Below are 17863 nucleotides of genomic sequence, written 5' to 3'. Positions count from 1 at the left end.
GGGCCGGGGCAGGCCACACCGGAGTCCGGCCGCGCGTCGGGCGACACCCATCCATCATCAGCCTGAACTGCGATTCCACTACGGACCAGCCGAAAAGCTGGTTGTCAACCACACCCGACGGACAACCGGTCCGCCAGGTGTGCGACCCGCCGGTAAATACTTCGGCCCTGTGTAACGGACTTGCCACGCGCGGGTGACGTTGGCCCTATCATCACTCGGGTCGGCTCACCCCATTTGCCGTGAGTCGACACCCCTCGGCCCGAGGAGGCCCCCGTGCCCGTCAGTGCATTGGACCAGCACCTCAAGGGGATCTGCCGCCCGGCGGCACACCCCGGAGCCGCCCTGCCCGGCGGCGACCCGACCGGTCGACCGGCCGCCGCCGACCCGGCGGCGGACGGCGGAACGGAGGCGGCGCGATGACGACCTTCGGCTTCGCACACCGCCCGGTGCGGCTGTCCGGTCCAGCGGCCCGGACCCCGGTCAACGAACGCGGCGGCGCGCACGGCCCGCAGGACGCGACGGGCAACGTCACCGTCCGGGGCGAGGGTGCCGCGCGGCGGGTGGGCAGCCGACCACACCAGAACGAGCCACCACACCGAACACCGGTCCCGGGCGGCAACGCTATGCCGGCCGGCGGCCGGGTCGCCTCCCCGAACCGGCCGACGATGCCGGCCCAGGCCCGGCGGAGCGGCGACGCGCCGATCACCGAACTGTCCGCGTCCGAGACCGCCGTGCTTCCCGCGGTGACCGCCTCGGCCGGTACGTCCACCGGGTTCCCGAGCCGGCCCGACCCGTCAGATCCGGCCACCGAGGTCTGGGGCCTGGTCGAGCGCGCCCAGGCCGGTGAGGCCGAGGCGTTCGGGCTGATCTACGACCGCTACGTCGACACCGTCTTCCGCTTCGTCTACTTCCGGGTCGGCAACCGACAACTCGCCGAGGACCTCACCTCCGACACGTTCCTGCGGGCGCTCAAGCGGATCGGCAGCTTCACCTGGCAGGGCCGCGACCTCGGGGCCTGGTTGGTCACCATCGCGCGCAACCTCGTCGCCGACCACTTCAAGTCGGGCCGGTACCGCCTGGAGGTGACCACCGGCGACGTGCTCGACGCCGACCGCGAGGACCGCGGCCCGGAGGGCAGTCCGGAATCGGCAGTGGTGGAACACATCACCAACGTCGCCCTGCTGACGGCCGTCAAGCGACTCAACCCCGAGCAGCAGGAGTGCATCGTGCTCCGCTTCCTCCAGGGCTTTTCGGTGGCCGAGACGGCCCGGGCGATGGGCAAGAACGAGGGCGCGATCAAGGCCCTGCAGTACCGGGCGGTCCGGGCGCTGGCGCGGCTGCTTCCGGACGGCTTCCAGCCCTGAAATCGGGCATCAGGGCGTAATCCCCACCACCCGTGTCCGGGCAGCTCAGCGCCCATCTCACGGCGTGACGGCAATCACTTTGCGTAATTTCGCCACCGTCCGGGCCGTAACCCGGCCCCGGCACGGCGCGTTTCTCCGGGTGCGACCGGTGACAGTCCGGGAACCCCCGGCCTACGGATTACAGGCGGCGGCGCCAACGGCGACCTCCGTCGTGCTGTCACGTGGTCATCGGTCGCTGGCGGTGACCGCGGCCGACCGGCCGCGACCAGCGAGAGGAGGTGCCGCGGTGGACAACGCCCTCTTCTCCCGTCGGCGCGCCGAGCGCTTCGCGCAGCTTGTCGACGAAGCGAACGGTGGCCGACGCCATCATCTCCGGTCCAGGGTCGACGACCAGCTCGCGCCGCTCGTCGCGCTCGGCCGGCAGCTCGGCAGCAACCCGCCGGCGGCCGAAGTGGATCAGGAGTTCCGGGCCGGCCTGCGGGCGATGCTGCTGGCCACCGCCGCCCGGGAGGGCATCGGCGCGCCCGCCGCCCCACAGCCGGCCGAGAAGACCAGTGCCGGCCGGGGTTCGCTGTTGCCCGCCGTCACCGCCCGCCGGGCCCGCGCCCGGGGCGCGATCCTGGTCGGCATCGCGGCCGGCGCCATCGCCGTCTCCGGTATCTCGGCCGCGAGTGAGAACGCGGTACCGGGTGACGCGCTGTACGGCATGAAGCGCGGCACCGAGCGGGCCCAGCTCGCGCTCACCAGCTCCGACATCAGCCGGGGCCAGCTGTTCCTCGACTTCGCCCGGACCCGCCTGGTCGAGGCGTCCGCGCTGCGGGGCAACCGGGCCGGGTACAGCGCGGTACTGGACGACATGGACGCGGACACCCGGCAGGGCGTACGTCTGCTGACCGGTGCCGCGGCTCAGCGGTCGGATCCGGCGGCGCTCGACACGGTCGACACCTTCGTCACCCGGCAGCGCCGGGCTCTCGACCCGCTGACGGATCGCGGGTCCCGGGCGGACCAGGAGCGCACCGCCCAGTCGCTGGCCCTGCTGACGTCGATCGCCGAACGCGCCGACGCGTTGCGCGCCGCCATCGCCTGCGGCCGACCGGCCAGCACCACCAGCGACTTCCTCGGCCCCACCCCCGGCACCTGCCCCTGACCCGGTCGGCCACACCCGCACCGGCGGCTGGTGCCGCCGGTGCCGGCTACCCTCGCTAGGGGCCGCTGTCGAAAGTCCTCGGTCCAGCCGAGGCAGCGTCCAGGCGGCGGTCCGACCGGGCGGACGACGTGAGGGGGAACGGGTGGCGCACAGCCGCAAGGTGACCGTCAGCACGGATGTGCGCGGGCACACCGCCGGTTGGGCGCAGACCGATCCGGCTCCCCCGGCAGCACCCGACCCGAGCGCCGCAGCCTTCTTCGACGTGGACAACACGATGATGCAGGGCGCCTCGATTTACTGGTTCGCCCGCGGCCTTGCCGCCCGCAACTACTTCACCACCGCCGACCTGGCCCGGTTCGCCTGGCAGCAGCTGCGCTTCCGGCTGCTCGCCCGGGAGCACGCCGGCGACATGTCGCAGGCGAAGGACGCCGCCCTCGCGTTCGTCGAGGGCTGGCGGGTGGAGGACGTCGAACGGCTCGCCGAGGAGATCTTCGACGAGCTGATGGCACCACGGATCTGGGCCGGGACCCGCCGGCTGGCGCAGGGTCACCTCGACGCCGGTGAGCGGGTCTGGCTGGTCAGCGCCGCCCCGGTGGAGATCGGTCGGGTGATCGCCGCCCGGCTCGGGTTGACCGGCGCGATCGGTACGGTCGCCGAGATAGTCGACGGCGCGTACACCGGCCGGCTGGTCGGCGACCTGATGCACGGGCCGGCCAAGGCCGAGGCGATCACCCAGCTCGCCGCCGTGGAGGGCCTGGACCTGAGCCGGTGCGCCGCCTACAGCGACTCCGCCAACGACCTGCCGATGTTGTCCACGGTGGGCCGGGCGGTGGCGGTCAACCCGGACACCACCCTGTTGCGCCAGGCCCGCCGGCAGGGCTGGGAGGTACGCGACTTCCGAACCGGCCGCCGGGCCGTCAAGATCGCGCTCCCGTCGACCGCCGCCGCCGGACTGGTGGCCGGCGCGGTCACCGCCGGTGTGGCGTTGCAGCGGCGCCGCCGCAGCGGCTAGGGCTCGAACAACCTAGGGGCCGAACGGTCTAGGGGCCGAACGGGTCCGGGCGCCGTTCCAGCAACTGGTGCAGGGTCTGCTGGATGGTCTCCCGCACCTGGTCGGCGAGGTTGAACACGACGAGCGGATCGTCTGCGGCGTCGACCAGGTGAGCCGTCGGGATCGGCGGGCAGAACTCGATCAGCCACTTGCTCGGCAGCGGCACCATGCCCAGCGGCCCGAGCCAGGGGAAGGTCGGCGTGACCGGAAAGTACGGAAGCTTGAGCAGCCGGGCGAGCGGCTTGATGTCGGCGAGCATCGGGTAGATCTCCTCGCCGCCCACGATGGCGACCGGAATGATCGGGGTGCCGGTACGCAACGCCGCCGAGACGAAGCCGCCCCGGCCGAAGCGTTGCAGCTTGTAGCGCTCCGCGTACAGCTTGCCGACGCCCTTGAAGCCCTCCGGGAAGACGCCGACCATCTCACCGCCGCGCAGCAGCCGCTCGGCGTCCGAGTTGCAGGCCACCGTGCCACCGGTCTTCCGGGCGATCTCGGACACCAGTGGCATCCGGAAGACCAGGTCCGCGCCGAGCAGCCGCAGGTAGCGGCGGGCCGGGTGCTCGTGGTGCAGGGCGGTGGAGAGGATCAGGGCGTCCAGCGCCACGGCACCGGAGTGGTTGCCGACCACCAGCCCGGCCCCGTCGGCGGGTACGTGCTCCAGACCGCTGACCTCGGTACGGAACCAGTCCCGGTAGAGCCTTCGCAGCAGCGGATGGAAAACCGCCTCGGTCAGGTCCGGGTCGAAGCCGAACTCGTCCACTTCGTAGTCGCCGGCCAGCCGCCGACGCAGGAACGCGAGACCGCCGGCGACCCGCCGGTCCCAGACGTCGCCAGGCTGGTCCACCACTGCCGGACCGGGCGGCGGGGCGGGATGGTGTCCGTTGCGCCGGGCGGGATCCGCGTCGGGCGTGACCGGTGGCGGCACGGCGTACCGGTCGTCGACGGGTGTCCCGTCGGGCTGCTCCGCCGGCCCGGTCACGGCCGCTCCCGTACGGCGGCGCGGACCTGCCGGATGCGGTCGAGCACGAGCTGCTCGGCCGCGGCCAACTGTTCCCGGGTCACCACGGCGCGACCGTGGTGCGCGCGGATGAAGTCGTCGAAGGCGTCGGCGGTCGAGCGGGGGGTGTAGCCGTACTCGCGCTCCAGCCGGGAGATGTCCACCACCCGACCGTGCACGAAAAGGTCGACCTGGTCGAGCCCATAGCGGCCGAAGCCCATGGTGCGGGCGAGTGCGACGGCACCGGACAGGCCCGGCTCCAGCACCGGCACGGCGACCCGGCCGGCCCGGCGGATCGCCTGGGACAGTGCGAGCACCCCCGGCCCGGCGACGTTGTAGGTGCCCGGGTGGTCCTCGGCGACCGACCGGTGCAGCACCTCAAGGGCGTCGTCGAAGTGCAGGAACTGCAACCGCGCGTCACGGCCGAAGATGGTGGGCACCACCGGCTGCGCGAAGTAACGGGTCAGTGTGGTGTCGGCCGTCGAGCCGATGAACGGCGCGAACCGCAGGACGGTGGCGGTGACGTCGGGACGGCGGCGGCGGAAGCCGCGAACGTACCCCTCGATGTCGAGGATGTCCCGGCCGAAACCGCCGCGCGGGACCTCACGCGGCTCGGTCTCCTCAGTGAAGACGGCCGGGTCCCGGAACGAGGCCCCGTACGCCGCGGTCGAGGAGCGAACCACGATCTTGCGCAGCCGGGGCGCCCGCTGGCAGGCCGCGAGCAGTTGCATGGTGCCGATGACGTTCTGTTCCTTCATCGCCGACCGGCCCCCGTGCTGCGGATCCGGGGCGCTGACCAGGGCCAGGTGCACCACGGTGTCCACGTCGAGGTCAGCGAGCAGACCGCCGACCGCACCGGGGTCGACGCGGACCCGCTCGACCTGGTCGAGCAGGCCGGCGACCTCGGGGCCCGGCTCGGGCAGGTCGACGCCGATGACCCGGTCGATCCGCGGGTCGGCGGCGAGGCGGGCGGCGACGTGCGCGGCGAGGTAGCGGCTGACCCCGGTCACGACGACAACCCCCGGACGGCTCGGGGAGCCACCGGGGGTCATGTCTCGCACCTCCCCCGGCAGCCGGGATCGAGCCGGGACAGCCTCGGCCTGATCACCTGAGCCTCCGAGGGTCGACAGTTGGCGAGCGACGGATGCCGGGCCGCAGCCCGGCATCGGTCACTTGCCGAGACGGCGACGCTGGACGCGGGTCTTGCGCAGCAGCTTGCGGTGCTTCTTCTTAGCCATGCGCTTGCGGCGCTTCTTGACCACCGAGCCCATACGAAAGCCTTTCGATGCAATGTGCGGCGCGACCGGGAAGACGCCACGAACCAGTGGCGTCGGCGACCGCTTGCGGACAACGGACCGGACCGGCGGGGTGGGCGGCGGAGCGCACCAGCGGTCACGATCGGAGTCCAGCGTAGCGGGGATGCGTCAGCAGGACCAACGCGCCCCCGGTCGATGCCCGTTCACCGGGCCGGCCCGCGGCCGAGTTCGCAAGCGGGTCAGGCGGTTTCCTGGAAGGCGCCGCGAAGATACTCGTGCACCGCGTGCTCGGGCACCCGGAACGACCTGCCCACCCGCACGGCGGTCAGCTCACCGCTGTGCACGAGGCGGTAGACCGTCATCTTGGACACCCGCATGACCGTCGCCACCTCGGCGACGGTCAGGAACTTGACATCCGACAGCCGACCGTCGGACTGCGACCCGGCCATGGCTCACCCGACCCATCCCATGCCCGGCGCGAGCCGCCGCACGGGTCATCCCGCGCGGCCGGCGACGCGCGTGTTACCAGTACGGTAGCGGGACGGCTGTGACCGGCGCGATCCCTTCCTGCAACTGATCATGAAACTGATCCCCGCCGCTAGGGAAAAACCCCTGGTCGGGGGGCTGGTGGCGAGGGCGCGGACACCGATCATCTTCGGCCACCGGTATCGCCAGCGTCACTCCGCGCGCAGGGCGACCACCGGGTCGAGCCGACCGGCCCGCTGTGCGGGCACCACCCCGAAGACGATCCCGACCGCCGCCGAGACGCCAAAGGCCAGCGCCAGTGACCACCAGGTCACCGCCGCCGGGATGGGCGAGACCGCGGCCACCAGCAGCGCTCCGCCCACGCCGAGCGCCATCCCGGTCAGCCCACCGACCGAGGTCAGCAACACCGCCTCCAGCAGGAACTGGACGCCGATGTCGCGGGGGCGGGCGCCGACCGCCTTGCGCAGCCCGATCTCGCGGGTCCGTTCGCGTACCGAGACGAGCATGATGTTGGAGACGCCGACACCGCCGACCAGCAGCGAGATGCCCGCGATGGCGGCCAGCACGCCGGTCAGAATGCCGAGGATGTCACCCAGCACGCCGAGGATCTGCTCCTGGGTGACCGCGCTGAACTCGGTACCCGGGTGCCGTCCGTTCAGCTCGGCCACGATCCGAGCGCCCAGTTCGTCGATGCGCTCGCGGTCCGGCGCCTTCACCGCGATGGCGTCCACCCGCTGGGTGCCGTACAGCCGCTGGGCCGCCGTCACCGGGATGTGCACCTCGTCGTCCCGGTCGACGCCGAGGCTCTGCCCCAGCTGGACGAAGACGCCGATCACCCGGAACCGGACGCCGGCGACGTTGATCTGCTGGCCGACCGCATCCCGGTCGGGAAACAACGCTCGGGCGACCGCGTCGCCAAGCACCGCCACCCGCCGGCCGGTGTCCACGTCGGAACGGGTCAGGTAGCGTCCCCGGGCCAACTCCCGGGCGAACACCGTCGGGGTGGTCTCCAACACCCCCTGCACGGTGGTGAAGTCCTGCCGGGTGCCGGCCCGCACCGTCGCGCCCGAGGCGACCGTCACCGCCACCCGGGCCGGATCACCAACCACCCGGCCGACCGCGTCCACGTCCTGCAACGTCAGTGGCGAGACCGCCGGTGCGGCACCCACGTCGAGTCGCCCCGGGACAACCAGCAAAAGGTTGGAACCGAGCCCCTCGACCTGCTGTTCGACCTTCTGCTTGGTGCCGGTGCCGATGGCCACCAGGAGCACCACGGAGGCCACCCCGATGATCACGCCGAGCATGGTCAGCAGGCTGCGCATCCGGTTGGCCCGTAGCGCGTCCGACGCCACCCGCCACGCCTCGGCCAGCCTCACGAGCCGGCCTCGCTGTCGGATACGACGACGCCGTCGCGCATCGCGATGCGCCGGCGGGCCCGGACGGCCACCTCAGCGTCATGGGTGACCATCACCAGCGCCACCCCCGACTCGGCGTTGAGCCGTTCCAGCAGCTCCAGCACGGCGGCGCCGGTGGCGCTGTCCAGGTTGCCGGTCGGCTCGTCGGCCAGCAGCACGGTCGGGTCGGTGACCAGCGCACGGGCGATCGCCACCCGCTGCTGCTCGCCGCCGGAGAGCTGGTTCGGGCGATGGCCCAGCCGGTGCCCCAGGCCGACCCGCCCAAGCATCGCGGCGGCACGCTCGCGCCGCTGGCGGGCGCCCACCCCCCGGTAGACCAGCGGCAGCGCCACGTTGTCCACCGCCGAGGTACGCGGCAACAGGTGGAACGCCTGGAACACGAAACCGATGGTCTCGTTGCGCAGCCGGGCCAGTTCGGGCGCCGACAGCGCGCCCACCTCCCGGCCACCGATCGCCAGCCGGCCACCGGTCGGCCGGTCGAGACCGCCGAGCAGGTGCATGAGGGTGGACTTGCCCGACCCGGACGGCCCGATCAGTGCCACGTAGTCGCCGGCCGCGATGGTCAGCGACACGCCCCGCAGGGCGGGTACCGAGACCCCGTCCAGCTGGTACGTCCGGGACACCTCGACCGCCTCGATCGCCGCGGTCACCCGACCTCCTGGCCGTCCCGGACCTGGTCGGTGCCGCGGATGACCACCCGGTCGCCGGGCTGCACCCCGTTGACGATCTGCACCAGGTCCTGGCCCTGCACTCCGACGGTGACCACCGCCCGGCCGGCCCGACCGTCGCGGACCAGCCACACCGTGTCCCGCCCGTCCACCGAGAAGACCGCCGACGCGGGCACGGTCACCGCGTCCGCCGCCTCCCGGACCCGCAGCCGCAGCACCGCGTTCATCCCCGGCCGCGGGGTCGGTGCCCGCTCCGCCTCGCCGAACAGGCCCGCCCCGAGTGCGAGCCGGACCCGGTAACTGACCCCGCCCCGGGCCGACGTGCTGGGCAGCACGTCGATCGACCGGACGGTCGCGTCGTACGTCGCGCCGGGCACCGCGTCCAGCTCGACCGTGCCGGTGAGTCCGGCCCGGACCAGCAGTACGTCGGTCTCGTCGACCTCGGCGAGCAGGCCCAGCTCGCCGGTGTCCACCACGGTCAGCACGGGAGTCCCTGCGGTGACCCGGCCACCGACCGGGACGGCGGTGTCCACGCCCGGCGGCGGTGCCGCCGACCCGGCGCCGAGCGCGTCCGGGCCGACCCCAGCCGGCATCCCGCCGGCGGCGTCGAGCAGCCCGGCGAGCGCACCGGCCGAACCGCCACCGGTACCGACGCCACCCGGTTGCACCACCCCGGCGATCGGGGCGCGCAGGGTCAGCGCGTCCACCGTCGCCTTGGCCAGGTCGTACGCCTGCTGCGCCTGGAGCCGCTGGGCGGTGGCGAGCGCGCCGACGGCGGAGTTCAGGTTGCGTACGCCGCGCTGGACCTCGCGGACCGCGTTGTCGGCGGCGCGGGCCGCGGCGGCGTACTGGCGCTGGGCGGAGTCGACCTGCGCGAGCAGCGCCTTGCGGAGTTCCGGATCGCTGATCTTCGCGGCGGCGGCGCGGGCGGCGGCGTGCGCCTCCGCGGCGGCCCGGTCGGTGCCCCGCAGCGAGCCGGCGAGGTTGCCGCCGCCACCGCCACCACCGGCCCGCTTGGCCGCGTCGAGTGCCGCGCGGGCCTGGCGGAGCCGTTCCCGCGCCGACGGCGAGTTGATCACGGCAAGCACCTGGCCGCGCTTGACCCGCTGGCCCGGCTCGACCCGCAGGCTGGCCAGCGTCCCGTCAGCGGGCGCGGTGAGGGTCGCCGCCGCCCGGGCGACGACGGTGGCGGGGGCGTCGATCTCCTCCGCCACCGGGGCCCGCACGGCCGAGGCGAGCGCGATCGACGGCTCGTCGGCACCGCAGGAGGCGGCCCCTGTGAGGATCACGACGGCGACGGCGAGCAGGGCGGTGAGCAGGCGGGGGCGCGTGGCTGAGGGCAGCCGCGGCGGGTCAGGGCGGCGCACCCGACCCATGCTACGAGCCGCCGTCGATCCGGCCGCTGGCAGCCCGTCAGCCGGCAGCCCGTCGGATGTACGCGACACACTCGTCGTGGAGGCCGGACCAGGGCTCGCCCAGGACCTCCTCGGCGATCTGGGCCGGCGGACGGAGGTCGTGCACCACCGCCTTGACGAAGGCGAGCAGCTGCTCCTCACCGAAGCGGTCGACGAAGTACCGGACGGCGAGGTACGCGATGCCGTAACGGCCGGTCGCCTCTTCGCCCGAGATGTCACCGGTGGGTATGAGGTCGTCGAGCTTGCCGTTCCAGTCGCCCCTGACCGCCTGCCGCGTTTCGGCCAGTCCCAGGTAGCGGGCCACCGGCTGACCGTCGACGGCCGCGTACTCGGCCACCCCTTCGACCAGCCACCACGCCCAGTCCTCCCAGTAGCCGTCGGGCATCGACGCGGCGTGGGCCAGCTCGTGCCGGAGCACCTGGTCCATGAAGGGACCGTAGTCCAGGCTGTCCGGCCCGAGCACGACCTCGTGGTGACCGCCGCCGACGTTGATCGCGTACCCGATGCCCCATTCCGGCTGCTCGCCGCCGTACCAGGTCTCCCACTCCTTCTTGCCGGCGTAGAAGATCCGGTAGCGGTCGGGGGTGCCGGACACCGCGTACAGGTCGGCCACCTTGGCTGCCGCCTCGGCCCGGGCCAGCAGGTACGGCAGCCGGTTGCGGTACGCCGGCGTGGTCGCCACGATCGTCCGCTTCCCGACCACGGAGGTCAGCTCGCTGACCTCCCAGGGCAGATCGCCGGGCTGCCCGCTGGGAGCGCCGATCACGTACGGCGAGGACTTCGACTTCTCGATCTCCAGCAGGCGGGGCTCCGCCCCGTCGCGCCACCGGGTGTCGACGACCATCGGGCTCGTCTGACACCTCGCCACCACGAAGCAGTAGTTGAACTGGACCCGCAACCGCCACTCGCCCGCCTGACCCGTCTCGGTGGGCAGGCCGCTCGCGCTGGCCTCCCAACGCTTCACGCGCAGCGCCCTGAGCGAGTCGTACCGGCGGCGGAGCTCGGTGCGCGCGGAACCGGCCTCCGCGATCGCCAGGAACCCGGCCCGGTCCCCGCCGAGCAGCGCGGCGGCCTGCCGGTTCAACTGCACGCTGATCCGCTCGGCGACCTGCTGGGCGGCCAGCGTGGTCGGGTTCTCGGTCGGCTCGGCGGCCGTGGCGGACGTCTCGACGTCGGTGTCCCGCAGCACGCTGACAAGCAGCGCCGCCGGCAGGCCACAGGCCAGCACCAGGACCACCACGACGAGCGCGGCCCACAGTGGCCATCGCCGGCGCCGTCGCCCGTCGGGCGCCACCGTCGGGCCGGCCGCAGCCGCCACCCCGGTCACCGCACTCGGCATCACATAGGGCGCCGCACCCGGCGGCGCGTAAGGGGGCGCGTACGGCGTCGCATATGGCGGCGCGCTCGGCGTCGCATATGGCGGCGCGTAAGGGGGCGCGCTCGGCGGCGCGTAAGGGGGCGCGCCCGGCGTCGCGTGGGGCGTCGCACTTGGCGGCGGCTCAGTTGCTCCACTCGGCGGCGGCTCGGGCGTTGTCGGCGGCTGGTCGTCGGCCACAGGGCCCCCGTCGGTCATCGGCGAAGGGTACGGCTCGCCGGCGAGATAGGGAACACCGCCCGCCGCCGCGGCCACCGGTCATTCCGCGCCTGTCTCCTCCGGCCCGGGCCAGGAGCGGAACGCGACGCCGAGGGCGGCGACCATCCGGTCGAAGGAGCGGTCGACCTCGCGGGGCAGGCCGAAGTCACCGGCCGCCTCCAGCGAGACGAAGCCGTGCACAGCGGCGCGGAACATCCGGACCCCGTCCACGGCGGCGTCCCCACCGATCCCGTAGCCGCTGAGGATGGCGTAGACGACGCCGACCGCCCGGGCCCCGGCGGCGACATGCGCCGGGTCGGCCGAATCCGGCACCCGCTGGCCGGCCGGGAAGCGGCCGGGATGCCGGCGGGCGTACGACCGGTAGGCGTCGGCGACGGCGCGCAGCGCGTCGTCGCCGCTGCGACCGGCGGCGGCCGTGGTCATCTCGTCGGCGATCTCCGCGGTGACCAGCGCGGACAGCTTCTGGGCGAGCGCGTCGGCCCCCTTGACATGCTTGTAGAGGCTGGGCAGCGCGACGCCGAGCCGGTTCGCCAACGCGGCGAGGGTGAGTTTGTCGTACCCGACCTCGTCGGCGAGCCGGGCCGCCTCACGGACCACGATCTGCTGGTTCAGCCCGGCCCTAGGCACGGTTGGCCACCGCGAGGAAGTCGACCAGCTCGGCGGCCGTCGGGTCGGGTCGGTCGGCGTGCGGGTAGTGCCCGGCATCGGTGATCATCCGCGCCTCGGCAACCTGGAAGAGGCGCCGGGCGGCGCGGGCCTCGCCGCCCGGGTCGCGGAAGTCCGGATCCTTCGTGCCCATCAGCACCAGCACCGGCTGGCCCACCTGCGGAGCCCGGGCGGTCCAGTGCGGCTGCGCCGGGGCGATCACACCCCGCACCGGCGCCATCCGGCCGGGCCGGCGCAGCGCGGCCACCATCGCCCGGCGGTACTCCGCGTCGTCGGCCGGCCGGTGCACCGGGAAGAGCGTGCGGTGGAACAGCCCGAACAGCCGCGGGCTGCGCAGCACCGCGGCCTGCGCGAGACGCAGGAAGGGATTGGGCTTCGGCTGCCCGACGAACGCGCCGACCAGCACGATCGCGTTGACCAGTTCCGGCGCGTCGGTGGCCGCGAAGACCACGGCGGCGGCGCTGGACGAGCTGCCGACCAGGGTGGCCGGGCCACCGCCGAGGTCGCGGACCACCGCCAGCAGGTCGCCGCCCACCTCGGCCGGGGCGTACGACGACCAGCCCGCGCTGGAGTCGCCGTGGCCCCGGACGTCGACCGAGGCCACCCGGTAGCCCGCCTCGACCAGCAGCGGGATCAGGTGCCGGTAGGAGTGACGGTTCTCCCCCATGCCGTGCGAGAGAACCACCAACGGCCCCTGCCCGTGCACCTTGTACGCGATCCGGCCGTCACCCCGCCCGACAAAGCTAGTAGTCATAGCCAGAAAGCTAATACAATTAGCCTCGCTCGTCAAGGCACCCACCTGGAGCGCCGCTGGTGCTACTTCCGGGAGGCGACCGCGCGCGCGAAGAAGGCCAGGTTGGCGGGACGCTCGGCGAGGCGGCGCATCAGGTAGCCGTACCAGTCGTCGCCGTACGGGACGTAGGTGCGCACGGTGTAGCCCTCGCCGACCAGGCGGGCCTGTTCCTCCGGCCGGATGCCGTAGAGCATCTGGAACTCGAAGCGATCGGGGCCGCGGTCGAACCAGCGGGCCCGGTCCTCGCCGATGGCGATCAACCGGGGGTCATGGGTGGCCAGCATCGGATAGCCGTCGCCGGACATCAGGATGTTGAGGCAGCGGACGTAGGACTTGTCGACGTCGCGGGCCGACTGGTGGGCCACCGACTCCGGTTCCTTGTACGCCCCCTTACACAGCCGCACCCGGGACCCGGCCGAGGCCAGCTCGCGGCAGTCCGACTCGGTGCGCCGCAGGTACGCCTGGAGCACCGCCCCGGTCGACGGGAAGTCCTTGCGCAGCTTGGCCAGGATGTCCAGGGTCGAGTCGGTGGTGGTGTGGTCCTCCATGTCCAGGGTGACGGTGGTGCCCGCGGCGTCGGCCGCGGCGCAGATCGCCCGGGCGTTGTCGTAGGCCAACTGCTCGTCGAACGCCTGGCCGAGCGCCGACAGCTTGACGCTCACCTCGGCGGCCGGCGTCAGCCTCGCCTCGGCGAGCATCCGCAGCAGCGTCAGGTACTCGTCCTTGGTGGCGCGGGCCTGCTCGGGGGTGACGGTGTCCTCGCCGAGGTGGTCGAGGGTGACTGCGAGACTGTCGTCGACGAGTTCGCGGGTCACGCGCAACGCGTCGTCGGTCTTGGCGCCGGCGACGAACCGGCGCACGACGTCCCGGGAGAACGGGGCCGTCGCGACGAGCCGCTCGACCCGGGATGACCGGGAGGCGGCGAGGATAACGGAACGGAGCATGAGCTGAGCGTAACGCCCGGCCAGCCGCCGGGAGCGCCCAGCTTCCGTCCCGCCCACGCCCTGTCAAAGAAGGGGCCGCACCGCGACAGCGGTGGTGTCCATCGGTTACAACGATGGCGTGGAACAACGCCCCCGCCGCCGGCTCCGTTCGGCCTCCGTGCAGCTCGGCGCGCTCACCGCCCTGGCGCTTGCCCTCTCCGGCTGCAACATGACCTCCGACGACGACGATGACTGCGCCCTCGGCCCGACGGGCGGCGGTGACACCGTGGCCCTCGCCATGCGGATCCCGGCATCGGTCGCCGACCCGGCCGACCGGGCTGCCCCGGAGCCGGTCGGCACGGCCGTGCCCGAGCGGGGCGGCTTCGGCACCCATCTCGCCGCCTGCGGCGGCTGAGGGTGCGCCGCGAGCGGGTCAGCCCGCGCCCCGACTGGGACGCCACCATCCGCGAGCAGGGCCTGGTGTACGTCGACACCGAACTGCCCGACGGCGGGGTGATGTCGTACTGGGACGAGACCGCGGCGTACGCCTTCGAGCTGGCCGAGGTGCTGCGGCTGGAGGAGGCCACCGAGGAGCTGCACCGGATGTCGGTCGCCGCCGCCGCGCACGTGGTGGCGCGCAACCGGTACGCCGAGTTCGGCATTCCCGACTGGGCGGCCGAGGCGGTCGCCCGCTCGCTGCGGGAGACACCGCCCACCCTCTACGGCCGTTTCGACCTCTGGTACGACGGCAGCTGGCCGCCGAAGCTGCTGGAGTACAACGCGGACACCCCGACCGCGCTGGTCGAGGCGAGCATCATCCAGTGGTACTGGCTGGAGCACACCCGGCCGGAACTGGACCAGTGGAACAGCCTGCACGAGCGGCTCGTCGCGGCCTGGGCGAAGATCGGCACCGGCCTGCACGACCGGCGGGTGCACGTGGTCTGGTCGAACGAGGAGGAGAGCGGCGAGGACCACATGACCGCCGGCTACCTGGCCGAGACCGCCCGCCAGGCCGGCCTGGAGGTCGAGCTGCTGCCGATCCAGGACATCGGCTGGGACGGACGCCGCTTCGTCGACACCGCCGACGCCCCGGTCACCACCTGCTTCAAGCTCTACCCGTGGGAGTGGATGCTCGCCGAGCCGTACGGGTCGCTGGCGCTGGCGCCGGGCACGCCGACCACCTGGATCGAACCGGCCTGGAAGCTGCTGCTGTCCAACAAAGCCTTGCTGGCGGTGCTCTGGGAGCTGTATCCGGGGCACGAACTGCTGCTGCCCGCGTACCTCGACTCGCCGCGCGGGATGCCGGAGTACGTCGCGAAGCCGCTGCTCGGCCGGGAGGGCGCCGCGGTGCGGATCGTCACCGCCGGTGGTGAGATCACGAATCCGGGTGACTACGGCGACGAGGGCTTCTGCTACCAGGAGTTCCGGGCGCTGCCCGAGTTGGCCGGTAGCCGGATGGTGCTGGGCAGCTGGATCGTCGACGGGGAGTCGGCCGGTGCCGGGGTGCGGGAGAGCGCGAGCCTGATCACCGATGGATACGCCCGGTTCCTGCCGCACTACATCGACACGGCGCGTACCGGATGAGTCGTCTACCTTTGAAGGCGTGAACTTCGACGCGTACGCCCGGACCGGAGTTGACCTCGTCAACGCCCGCCTGGACGACCTCGACGACCTGCGGGCCATCTTTCCCGACGACAACGCGTGGATGCGCGACGAGGTCGCGGAGCGGGATCTGGCGACCTTCCGGCGCGCACAGAAGCGGTTGCGTGACGTCTTCGAATACGGCACCTCCGGGCGCGACGCTCAGGCGGTGGCCGAGCTGAACACGCTGCTGGAGGCATACCCGGTGCAGCCGCGCATCTCGGGGCACGACTCCAGCGACTGGCACATGCACGTCACCAGCCGGGGTGCCTCGGTCAGCTCGGAATACCTGGCCGGCGCGGTCTGGGGCCTGTCGGTCTGGCTCTGCGAGTACGGCAGCGCCCGGTTCGGCGTCTGTGCGGACGACCGCTGCGGCAACGTCTACCTGGACACCTCGTCCAACTGCTGCCGCCGGTTCTGCTCGGAGCGCTGCGCCACCCGGTCGCACGTGGCCGCCCATCGGGCCCGCAAGCGGGCGGCCGTGCCCAGCCAGACCGATCCGCTGGCACCCGTGCCCTGACCTGTCACCCGGCCGCCCGGTCAGGGCGCTGGTCAGGCGTCGACCGGGGACGGGGTGTTGAGGTGCTGACGGGCGAAGGCCAGCGCCTCGCGCAGATCCGCCTCGCGGACCTGCCGGCTCTTCGCGCCCCGGGTGGTCACCTCCACCGCCACCGAGCCGGTGAAGCCCCGGCCGGCCAGCGAGCGCAGCAGCTCGGCGCAGGGCTGGGTGCCGCGGCCGGGCACCAGGTGCTCGTCACGCCCCTCGCCGGTGCCGTCGCCGAGGTGTACGTGCGCCAGGCCGGCGCCCATCCGGTCGGCCATCTCAAGGGCGTCGGTGTGCGAGGCGGCGCAGTGCGACAGGTCGAGCGTGTACGAGGAGTAACCGGGCTCGGTCGGATCCCAGCCGGGCACGTACGGGACGAACTGCCGGCCCGCCATCCGCACCGGGTACATGTTCTCCACCGCGAACCGCAGCCCGCCGAACTGGCCGGCCACCTTGTCGAGCCCCTCGGCGAAGTTGCGCGCGTAGTCCCGCTGCCAGGTGAACGGCGGGTGCACCACCACGGTCGGCGCCTCCAGCGTCTCGGCCAGCACCGCCGCCCTGCGCAGCCGCTCCCACGGGTCCGGGCTCCAGACCCGCTGGGTCACCAGCAGGCAGGGCGCGTGCACGGAAAGCACCGGCACCCCGTAGTGGTCGGCGAGCCCGCGCAGGGCGCCGCCGTCCTGGCTGACCGCGTCGGTCCAGACCATCACCTCGAGCCCGTCGTAGCCGAGCGCGGCGGCCAGCTGAAACGCCGCCGCGGTCCGTTCAGGGAAGACCGAGGAACTGGACAGGAGCACCGGGACGCGGGAAGTCACACCACCGAGGGTAACCCGCATCGATTGAGGCAGCGTGACGAGAAGCGGCAAAGCGGGTGATGCGGACGGACGGCATCACACCGGTGTCAACTTGTCCAACCGGTTGAGGATCACGCCCTCCCGCAGCGCCCACGGGCAGATGTCGAGCGAGTCCACGCCGAGTCGCCGCATCACCGACTCGGCGACGACGGCACCGGCCAGCACCTGGTGGGCCCGGCCGGCGCTCACCCCTTCCAGCTCGACCAACTGGGCCGGCGGAATGTGCCGGATGAAGCCGAGCACCTGCCGCAGCCCGGAGCGGGTGAGCTTGCGCCGGGCCCAGAGCCCGGCGCCGCTGGGGGCCGCCCCGGCGAGCCGGGCCAGGGTGCGGAAGGTCTTGGAGGTGGCCACCGGGCGTTCCCAGCCCACCTCGGTCATCCGGTCGACCACCGGGTCGAGCAGGCCGTCGACGTATTCACGCAGCTCGTCCACGGTCGCCGGCGATGGCGGGAGCACACTCTCCGGGTCGGTTCCGAGCCGCTCCCGGGTCAGCCGGCCGGCGCCGAGCGGCAGCGACACCGCGACGTCCGGATCCTCGTCGACGCCCGCCGCGATCTCCAGCGAGCCGCCGCCGATGTCCAGCACCAACAGCCGACCCGCGGACCAGCCGAACCACCGCCGGACCGCGAGGAAGGTCATCCGCGCCTCGTCCGCACCGGAGAGGACTTCCAGGCGTACCCCGGTGGCGTCCCGGACCTGGGCCAGCACCTCGGCGGCGTTGGTGGCGTCGCGTACCGCGGAGGTGGCGAAGGCGAGCAGGTCGTCGACCTCCAGGCCGGTGGCCGAGGTCCGGGCCGCGCTGACCGCCTTGACCAGGGCGTCCGCGCCGGCCTCGCGGAGCGCTCCGTCCGGGCCGAGCTGCTCGGCGAGCCGCAGCACCGCCTTCTCCGAGTGCGCCGGCCACGGGTGCGCCCCGCGGTGGGCGTCGACCACCAGCAGATGCACCGTGTTCGAACCGACGTCGAGGACACCCAGTCGCATGGTGAGCACCCTAGGCCAACCGGTTCGCGTCACTCACCGACCTGCCCGGCACACCGCGCGTACCCTGG

The 17863-nt window shown here is 73.0% G+C and carries 20 protein-coding genes; 7 read left to right on the top strand and 13 right to left on the bottom strand.

Annotation, left to right across the window (positions count from 1 at the left end):
- Nucleotides 1–273 precede the first annotated feature (273 nt).
- The 4 genes from C1I95_RS35090 to C1I95_RS02105 all read left to right on the top strand — a co-directional run bounded on the left by C1I95_RS35090 (nt 274) and on the right by C1I95_RS02105 (nt 3523).
- Nucleotides 274–420, top strand: coding sequence for a hypothetical protein (locus tag C1I95_RS35090; RefSeq protein WP_158566252.1), 147 nt, complete (start codon nt 274–276; stop codon nt 418–420).
- Nucleotides 417–1364 (top strand): ECF subfamily RNA polymerase sigma factor, BldN family, encoded by a 948-nt coding sequence (locus C1I95_RS02115; RefSeq protein WP_111212024.1) that lies wholly within the window; start codon nt 417–419, stop codon nt 1362–1364. Before C1I95_RS35090 ends, C1I95_RS02115 begins: the two co-directional genes overlap by 4 nt.
- 286 nt (nt 1365–1650) lie before the next feature.
- Nucleotides 1651–2511, top strand: coding sequence for a DUF5667 domain-containing protein (locus C1I95_RS02110; protein WP_111212023.1), 861 nt, complete (start codon nt 1651–1653; stop codon nt 2509–2511).
- 142 nt (nt 2512–2653) lie between these two features.
- Nucleotides 2654–3523: an HAD family hydrolase gene (locus C1I95_RS02105; RefSeq protein WP_111212022.1), complete on the top strand. Its 870-nt coding sequence runs from the start codon at nt 2654–2656 to the stop codon at nt 3521–3523.
- Nucleotides 3524–3551: 28 nt separating this feature from the next.
- On the opposite strand, the gene C1I95_RS02100 is transcribed toward C1I95_RS02105, so the two are convergent.
- From C1I95_RS02100 to C1I95_RS02050, 11 genes are all read right to left on the bottom strand, one after another.
- Nucleotides 3552–4409 (bottom strand): lysophospholipid acyltransferase family protein, encoded by an 858-nt coding sequence (locus C1I95_RS02100; RefSeq protein ID WP_111212040.1) that lies wholly within the window; start codon nt 4407–4409, stop codon nt 3552–3554.
- 128 nt (nt 4410–4537) lie between these two features.
- Nucleotides 4538–5611 carry an NAD-dependent epimerase/dehydratase family protein gene (locus C1I95_RS02095; protein ID WP_111212021.1) on the bottom strand — a complete coding sequence of 358 codons (1074 nt, stop codon included), beginning with the start codon at nt 5609–5611 and terminating at the stop codon, nt 4538–4540.
- 117 nt (nt 5612–5728) lie between these two features.
- Nucleotides 5729–5830, bottom strand: a complete 102-nt coding sequence (locus tag C1I95_RS02090; RefSeq protein ID WP_007465623.1) for a 30S ribosomal protein bS22 — start codon at nt 5828–5830, stop codon at nt 5729–5731.
- A gap of 224 nt (nt 5831–6054) precedes the next feature.
- On the bottom strand, nt 6055–6264 hold the full coding sequence (locus C1I95_RS02085; protein ID WP_091079691.1) for a helix-turn-helix domain-containing protein: 210 nt from the start codon (nt 6262–6264) through the stop codon (nt 6055–6057).
- 228 nt (nt 6265–6492) lie between these two features.
- The gene (locus C1I95_RS02080) at nt 6493–7677 is read right to left on the bottom strand and encodes an ABC transporter permease (RefSeq protein WP_111212020.1); all 1185 of its coding nucleotides are present in this window, start codon (nt 7675–7677) and stop codon (nt 6493–6495) included.
- Nucleotides 7674–8366 (bottom strand): ABC transporter ATP-binding protein, encoded by a 693-nt coding sequence (locus C1I95_RS02075; protein ID WP_111212019.1) that lies wholly within the window; start codon nt 8364–8366, stop codon nt 7674–7676. The genes C1I95_RS02080 and C1I95_RS02075 overlap by 4 nt, the downstream gene beginning before the upstream one ends.
- The gene (locus tag C1I95_RS02070; RefSeq protein WP_111212018.1) at nt 8363–9760 is read right to left on the bottom strand and encodes an efflux RND transporter periplasmic adaptor subunit; all 1398 of its coding nucleotides are present in this window, start codon (nt 9758–9760) and stop codon (nt 8363–8365) included. The genes C1I95_RS02075 and C1I95_RS02070 overlap by 4 nt, the downstream gene beginning before the upstream one ends.
- Nucleotides 9761–9797: 37 nt before the next feature.
- The gene (locus C1I95_RS02065) at nt 9798–11138 is read right to left on the bottom strand and encodes a hypothetical protein (RefSeq protein ID WP_233513268.1); all 1341 of its coding nucleotides are present in this window, start codon (nt 11136–11138) and stop codon (nt 9798–9800) included.
- Nucleotides 11139–11432: 294 nt separating this feature from the next.
- The gene (locus C1I95_RS02060; protein ID WP_111212017.1) at nt 11433–12020 is read right to left on the bottom strand and encodes a TetR/AcrR family transcriptional regulator; all 588 of its coding nucleotides are present in this window, start codon (nt 12018–12020) and stop codon (nt 11433–11435) included.
- Nucleotides 12013–12813, bottom strand: a complete 801-nt coding sequence (locus C1I95_RS02055) for an alpha/beta fold hydrolase (RefSeq protein WP_111212016.1) — start codon at nt 12811–12813, stop codon at nt 12013–12015. Before C1I95_RS02055 ends, C1I95_RS02060 begins: the two co-directional genes overlap by 8 nt.
- A gap of 62 nt (nt 12814–12875) precedes the next feature.
- Nucleotides 12876–13796 (bottom strand): proline dehydrogenase family protein, encoded by a 921-nt coding sequence (locus C1I95_RS02050; RefSeq protein WP_111212015.1) that lies wholly within the window; start codon nt 13794–13796, stop codon nt 12876–12878.
- A 118-nt stretch (nt 13797–13914) separates the two neighbouring features.
- Here C1I95_RS02050 and C1I95_RS02045 point away from each other — a divergent pair, with 118 nt between their 5' ends.
- The 3 genes from C1I95_RS02045 to C1I95_RS02035 are packed head-to-tail and all read left to right on the top strand — an operon-like array spanning nt 13915 to nt 15936.
- Nucleotides 13915–14190 carry a hypothetical protein gene (locus C1I95_RS02045; RefSeq protein WP_233513257.1) on the top strand — a complete coding sequence of 92 codons (276 nt, stop codon included), beginning with the start codon at nt 13915–13917 and terminating at the stop codon, nt 14188–14190.
- 2 nt (nt 14191–14192) lie between these two features.
- The gene (locus C1I95_RS02040) at nt 14193–15359 is read left to right on the top strand and encodes a glutathionylspermidine synthase family protein (RefSeq protein WP_111212014.1); all 1167 of its coding nucleotides are present in this window, start codon (nt 14193–14195) and stop codon (nt 15357–15359) included.
- A 19-nt stretch (nt 15360–15378) separates the two neighbouring features.
- The gene (locus C1I95_RS02035; RefSeq protein WP_111212013.1) at nt 15379–15936 is read left to right on the top strand and encodes a CGNR zinc finger domain-containing protein; all 558 of its coding nucleotides are present in this window, start codon (nt 15379–15381) and stop codon (nt 15934–15936) included.
- Between the two features lie 32 nt (nt 15937–15968).
- Here the strand turns inward: C1I95_RS02035 and C1I95_RS02030 are convergent, their stop codons facing one another.
- Both C1I95_RS02030 and C1I95_RS02025 read right to left on the bottom strand, forming a co-directional pair.
- Nucleotides 15969–16775, bottom strand: a complete 807-nt coding sequence (locus C1I95_RS02030; RefSeq protein ID WP_199523558.1) for a sugar phosphate isomerase/epimerase family protein — start codon at nt 16773–16775, stop codon at nt 15969–15971.
- Nucleotides 16776–16850: 75 nt separating this feature from the next.
- Complete coding sequence (locus C1I95_RS02025; RefSeq protein WP_111212036.1) at nt 16851–17795, bottom strand: Ppx/GppA phosphatase family protein; 945 nt, start codon at nt 17793–17795, stop codon at nt 16851–16853.
- Nucleotides 17796–17863 lie beyond the last annotated feature (68 nt).

The sequence above is a fragment of the Micromonospora craterilacus genome (assembly GCF_003236315.1).
GTDB classification, from domain to species: domain Bacteria; phylum Actinomycetota; class Actinomycetes; order Mycobacteriales; family Micromonosporaceae; genus Micromonospora; species Micromonospora craterilacus.
This window is presented reverse-complemented; position numbering and strand designations above follow the sequence as displayed.

What these genes read in the sequence shown, in the direction of transcription:
- C1I95_RS02055 (WP_111212016.1), bottom strand. Translation starts at nt 12,813, where the DNA reads ATGACTACTAGCTTTGTCGGGCGGGGTGACGGCCGGATCGCGTACAAG.
- C1I95_RS02025 (WP_111212036.1), bottom strand. Translation starts at nt 17,795, where the DNA reads ATGCGACTGGGTGTCCTCGACGTCGGTTCGAACACGGTGCATCTGCTG.
- C1I95_RS02065 (WP_233513268.1), bottom strand. Translation starts at nt 11,138, where the DNA reads ATGCCGAGTGCGGTGACCGGGGTGGCGGCTGCGGCCGGCCCGACGGTG.
- C1I95_RS02085 (WP_091079691.1), bottom strand. Translation starts at nt 6,264, where the DNA reads ATGGCCGGGTCGCAGTCCGACGGTCGGCTGTCGGATGTCAAGTTCCTG.
- C1I95_RS02095 (WP_111212021.1), bottom strand. Translation starts at nt 5,611, where the DNA reads ATGACCCCCGGTGGCTCCCCGAGCCGTCCGGGGGTTGTCGTCGTGACC.
- C1I95_RS02050 (WP_111212015.1), bottom strand. Translation starts at nt 13,796, where the DNA reads ATGCTCCGTTCCGTTATCCTCGCCGCCTCCCGGTCATCCCGGGTCGAG.
- C1I95_RS02070 (WP_111212018.1), bottom strand. Translation starts at nt 9,760, where the DNA reads ATGGGTCGGGTGCGCCGCCCTGACCCGCCGCGGCTGCCCTCAGCCACG.
- C1I95_RS02090 (WP_007465623.1), bottom strand. Translation starts at nt 5,830, where the DNA reads ATGGGCTCGGTGGTCAAGAAGCGCCGCAAGCGCATGGCTAAGAAGAAG.
- C1I95_RS02115 (WP_111212024.1), top strand. Translation starts at nt 417, where the DNA reads ATGACGACCTTCGGCTTCGCACACCGCCCGGTGCGGCTGTCCGGTCCA.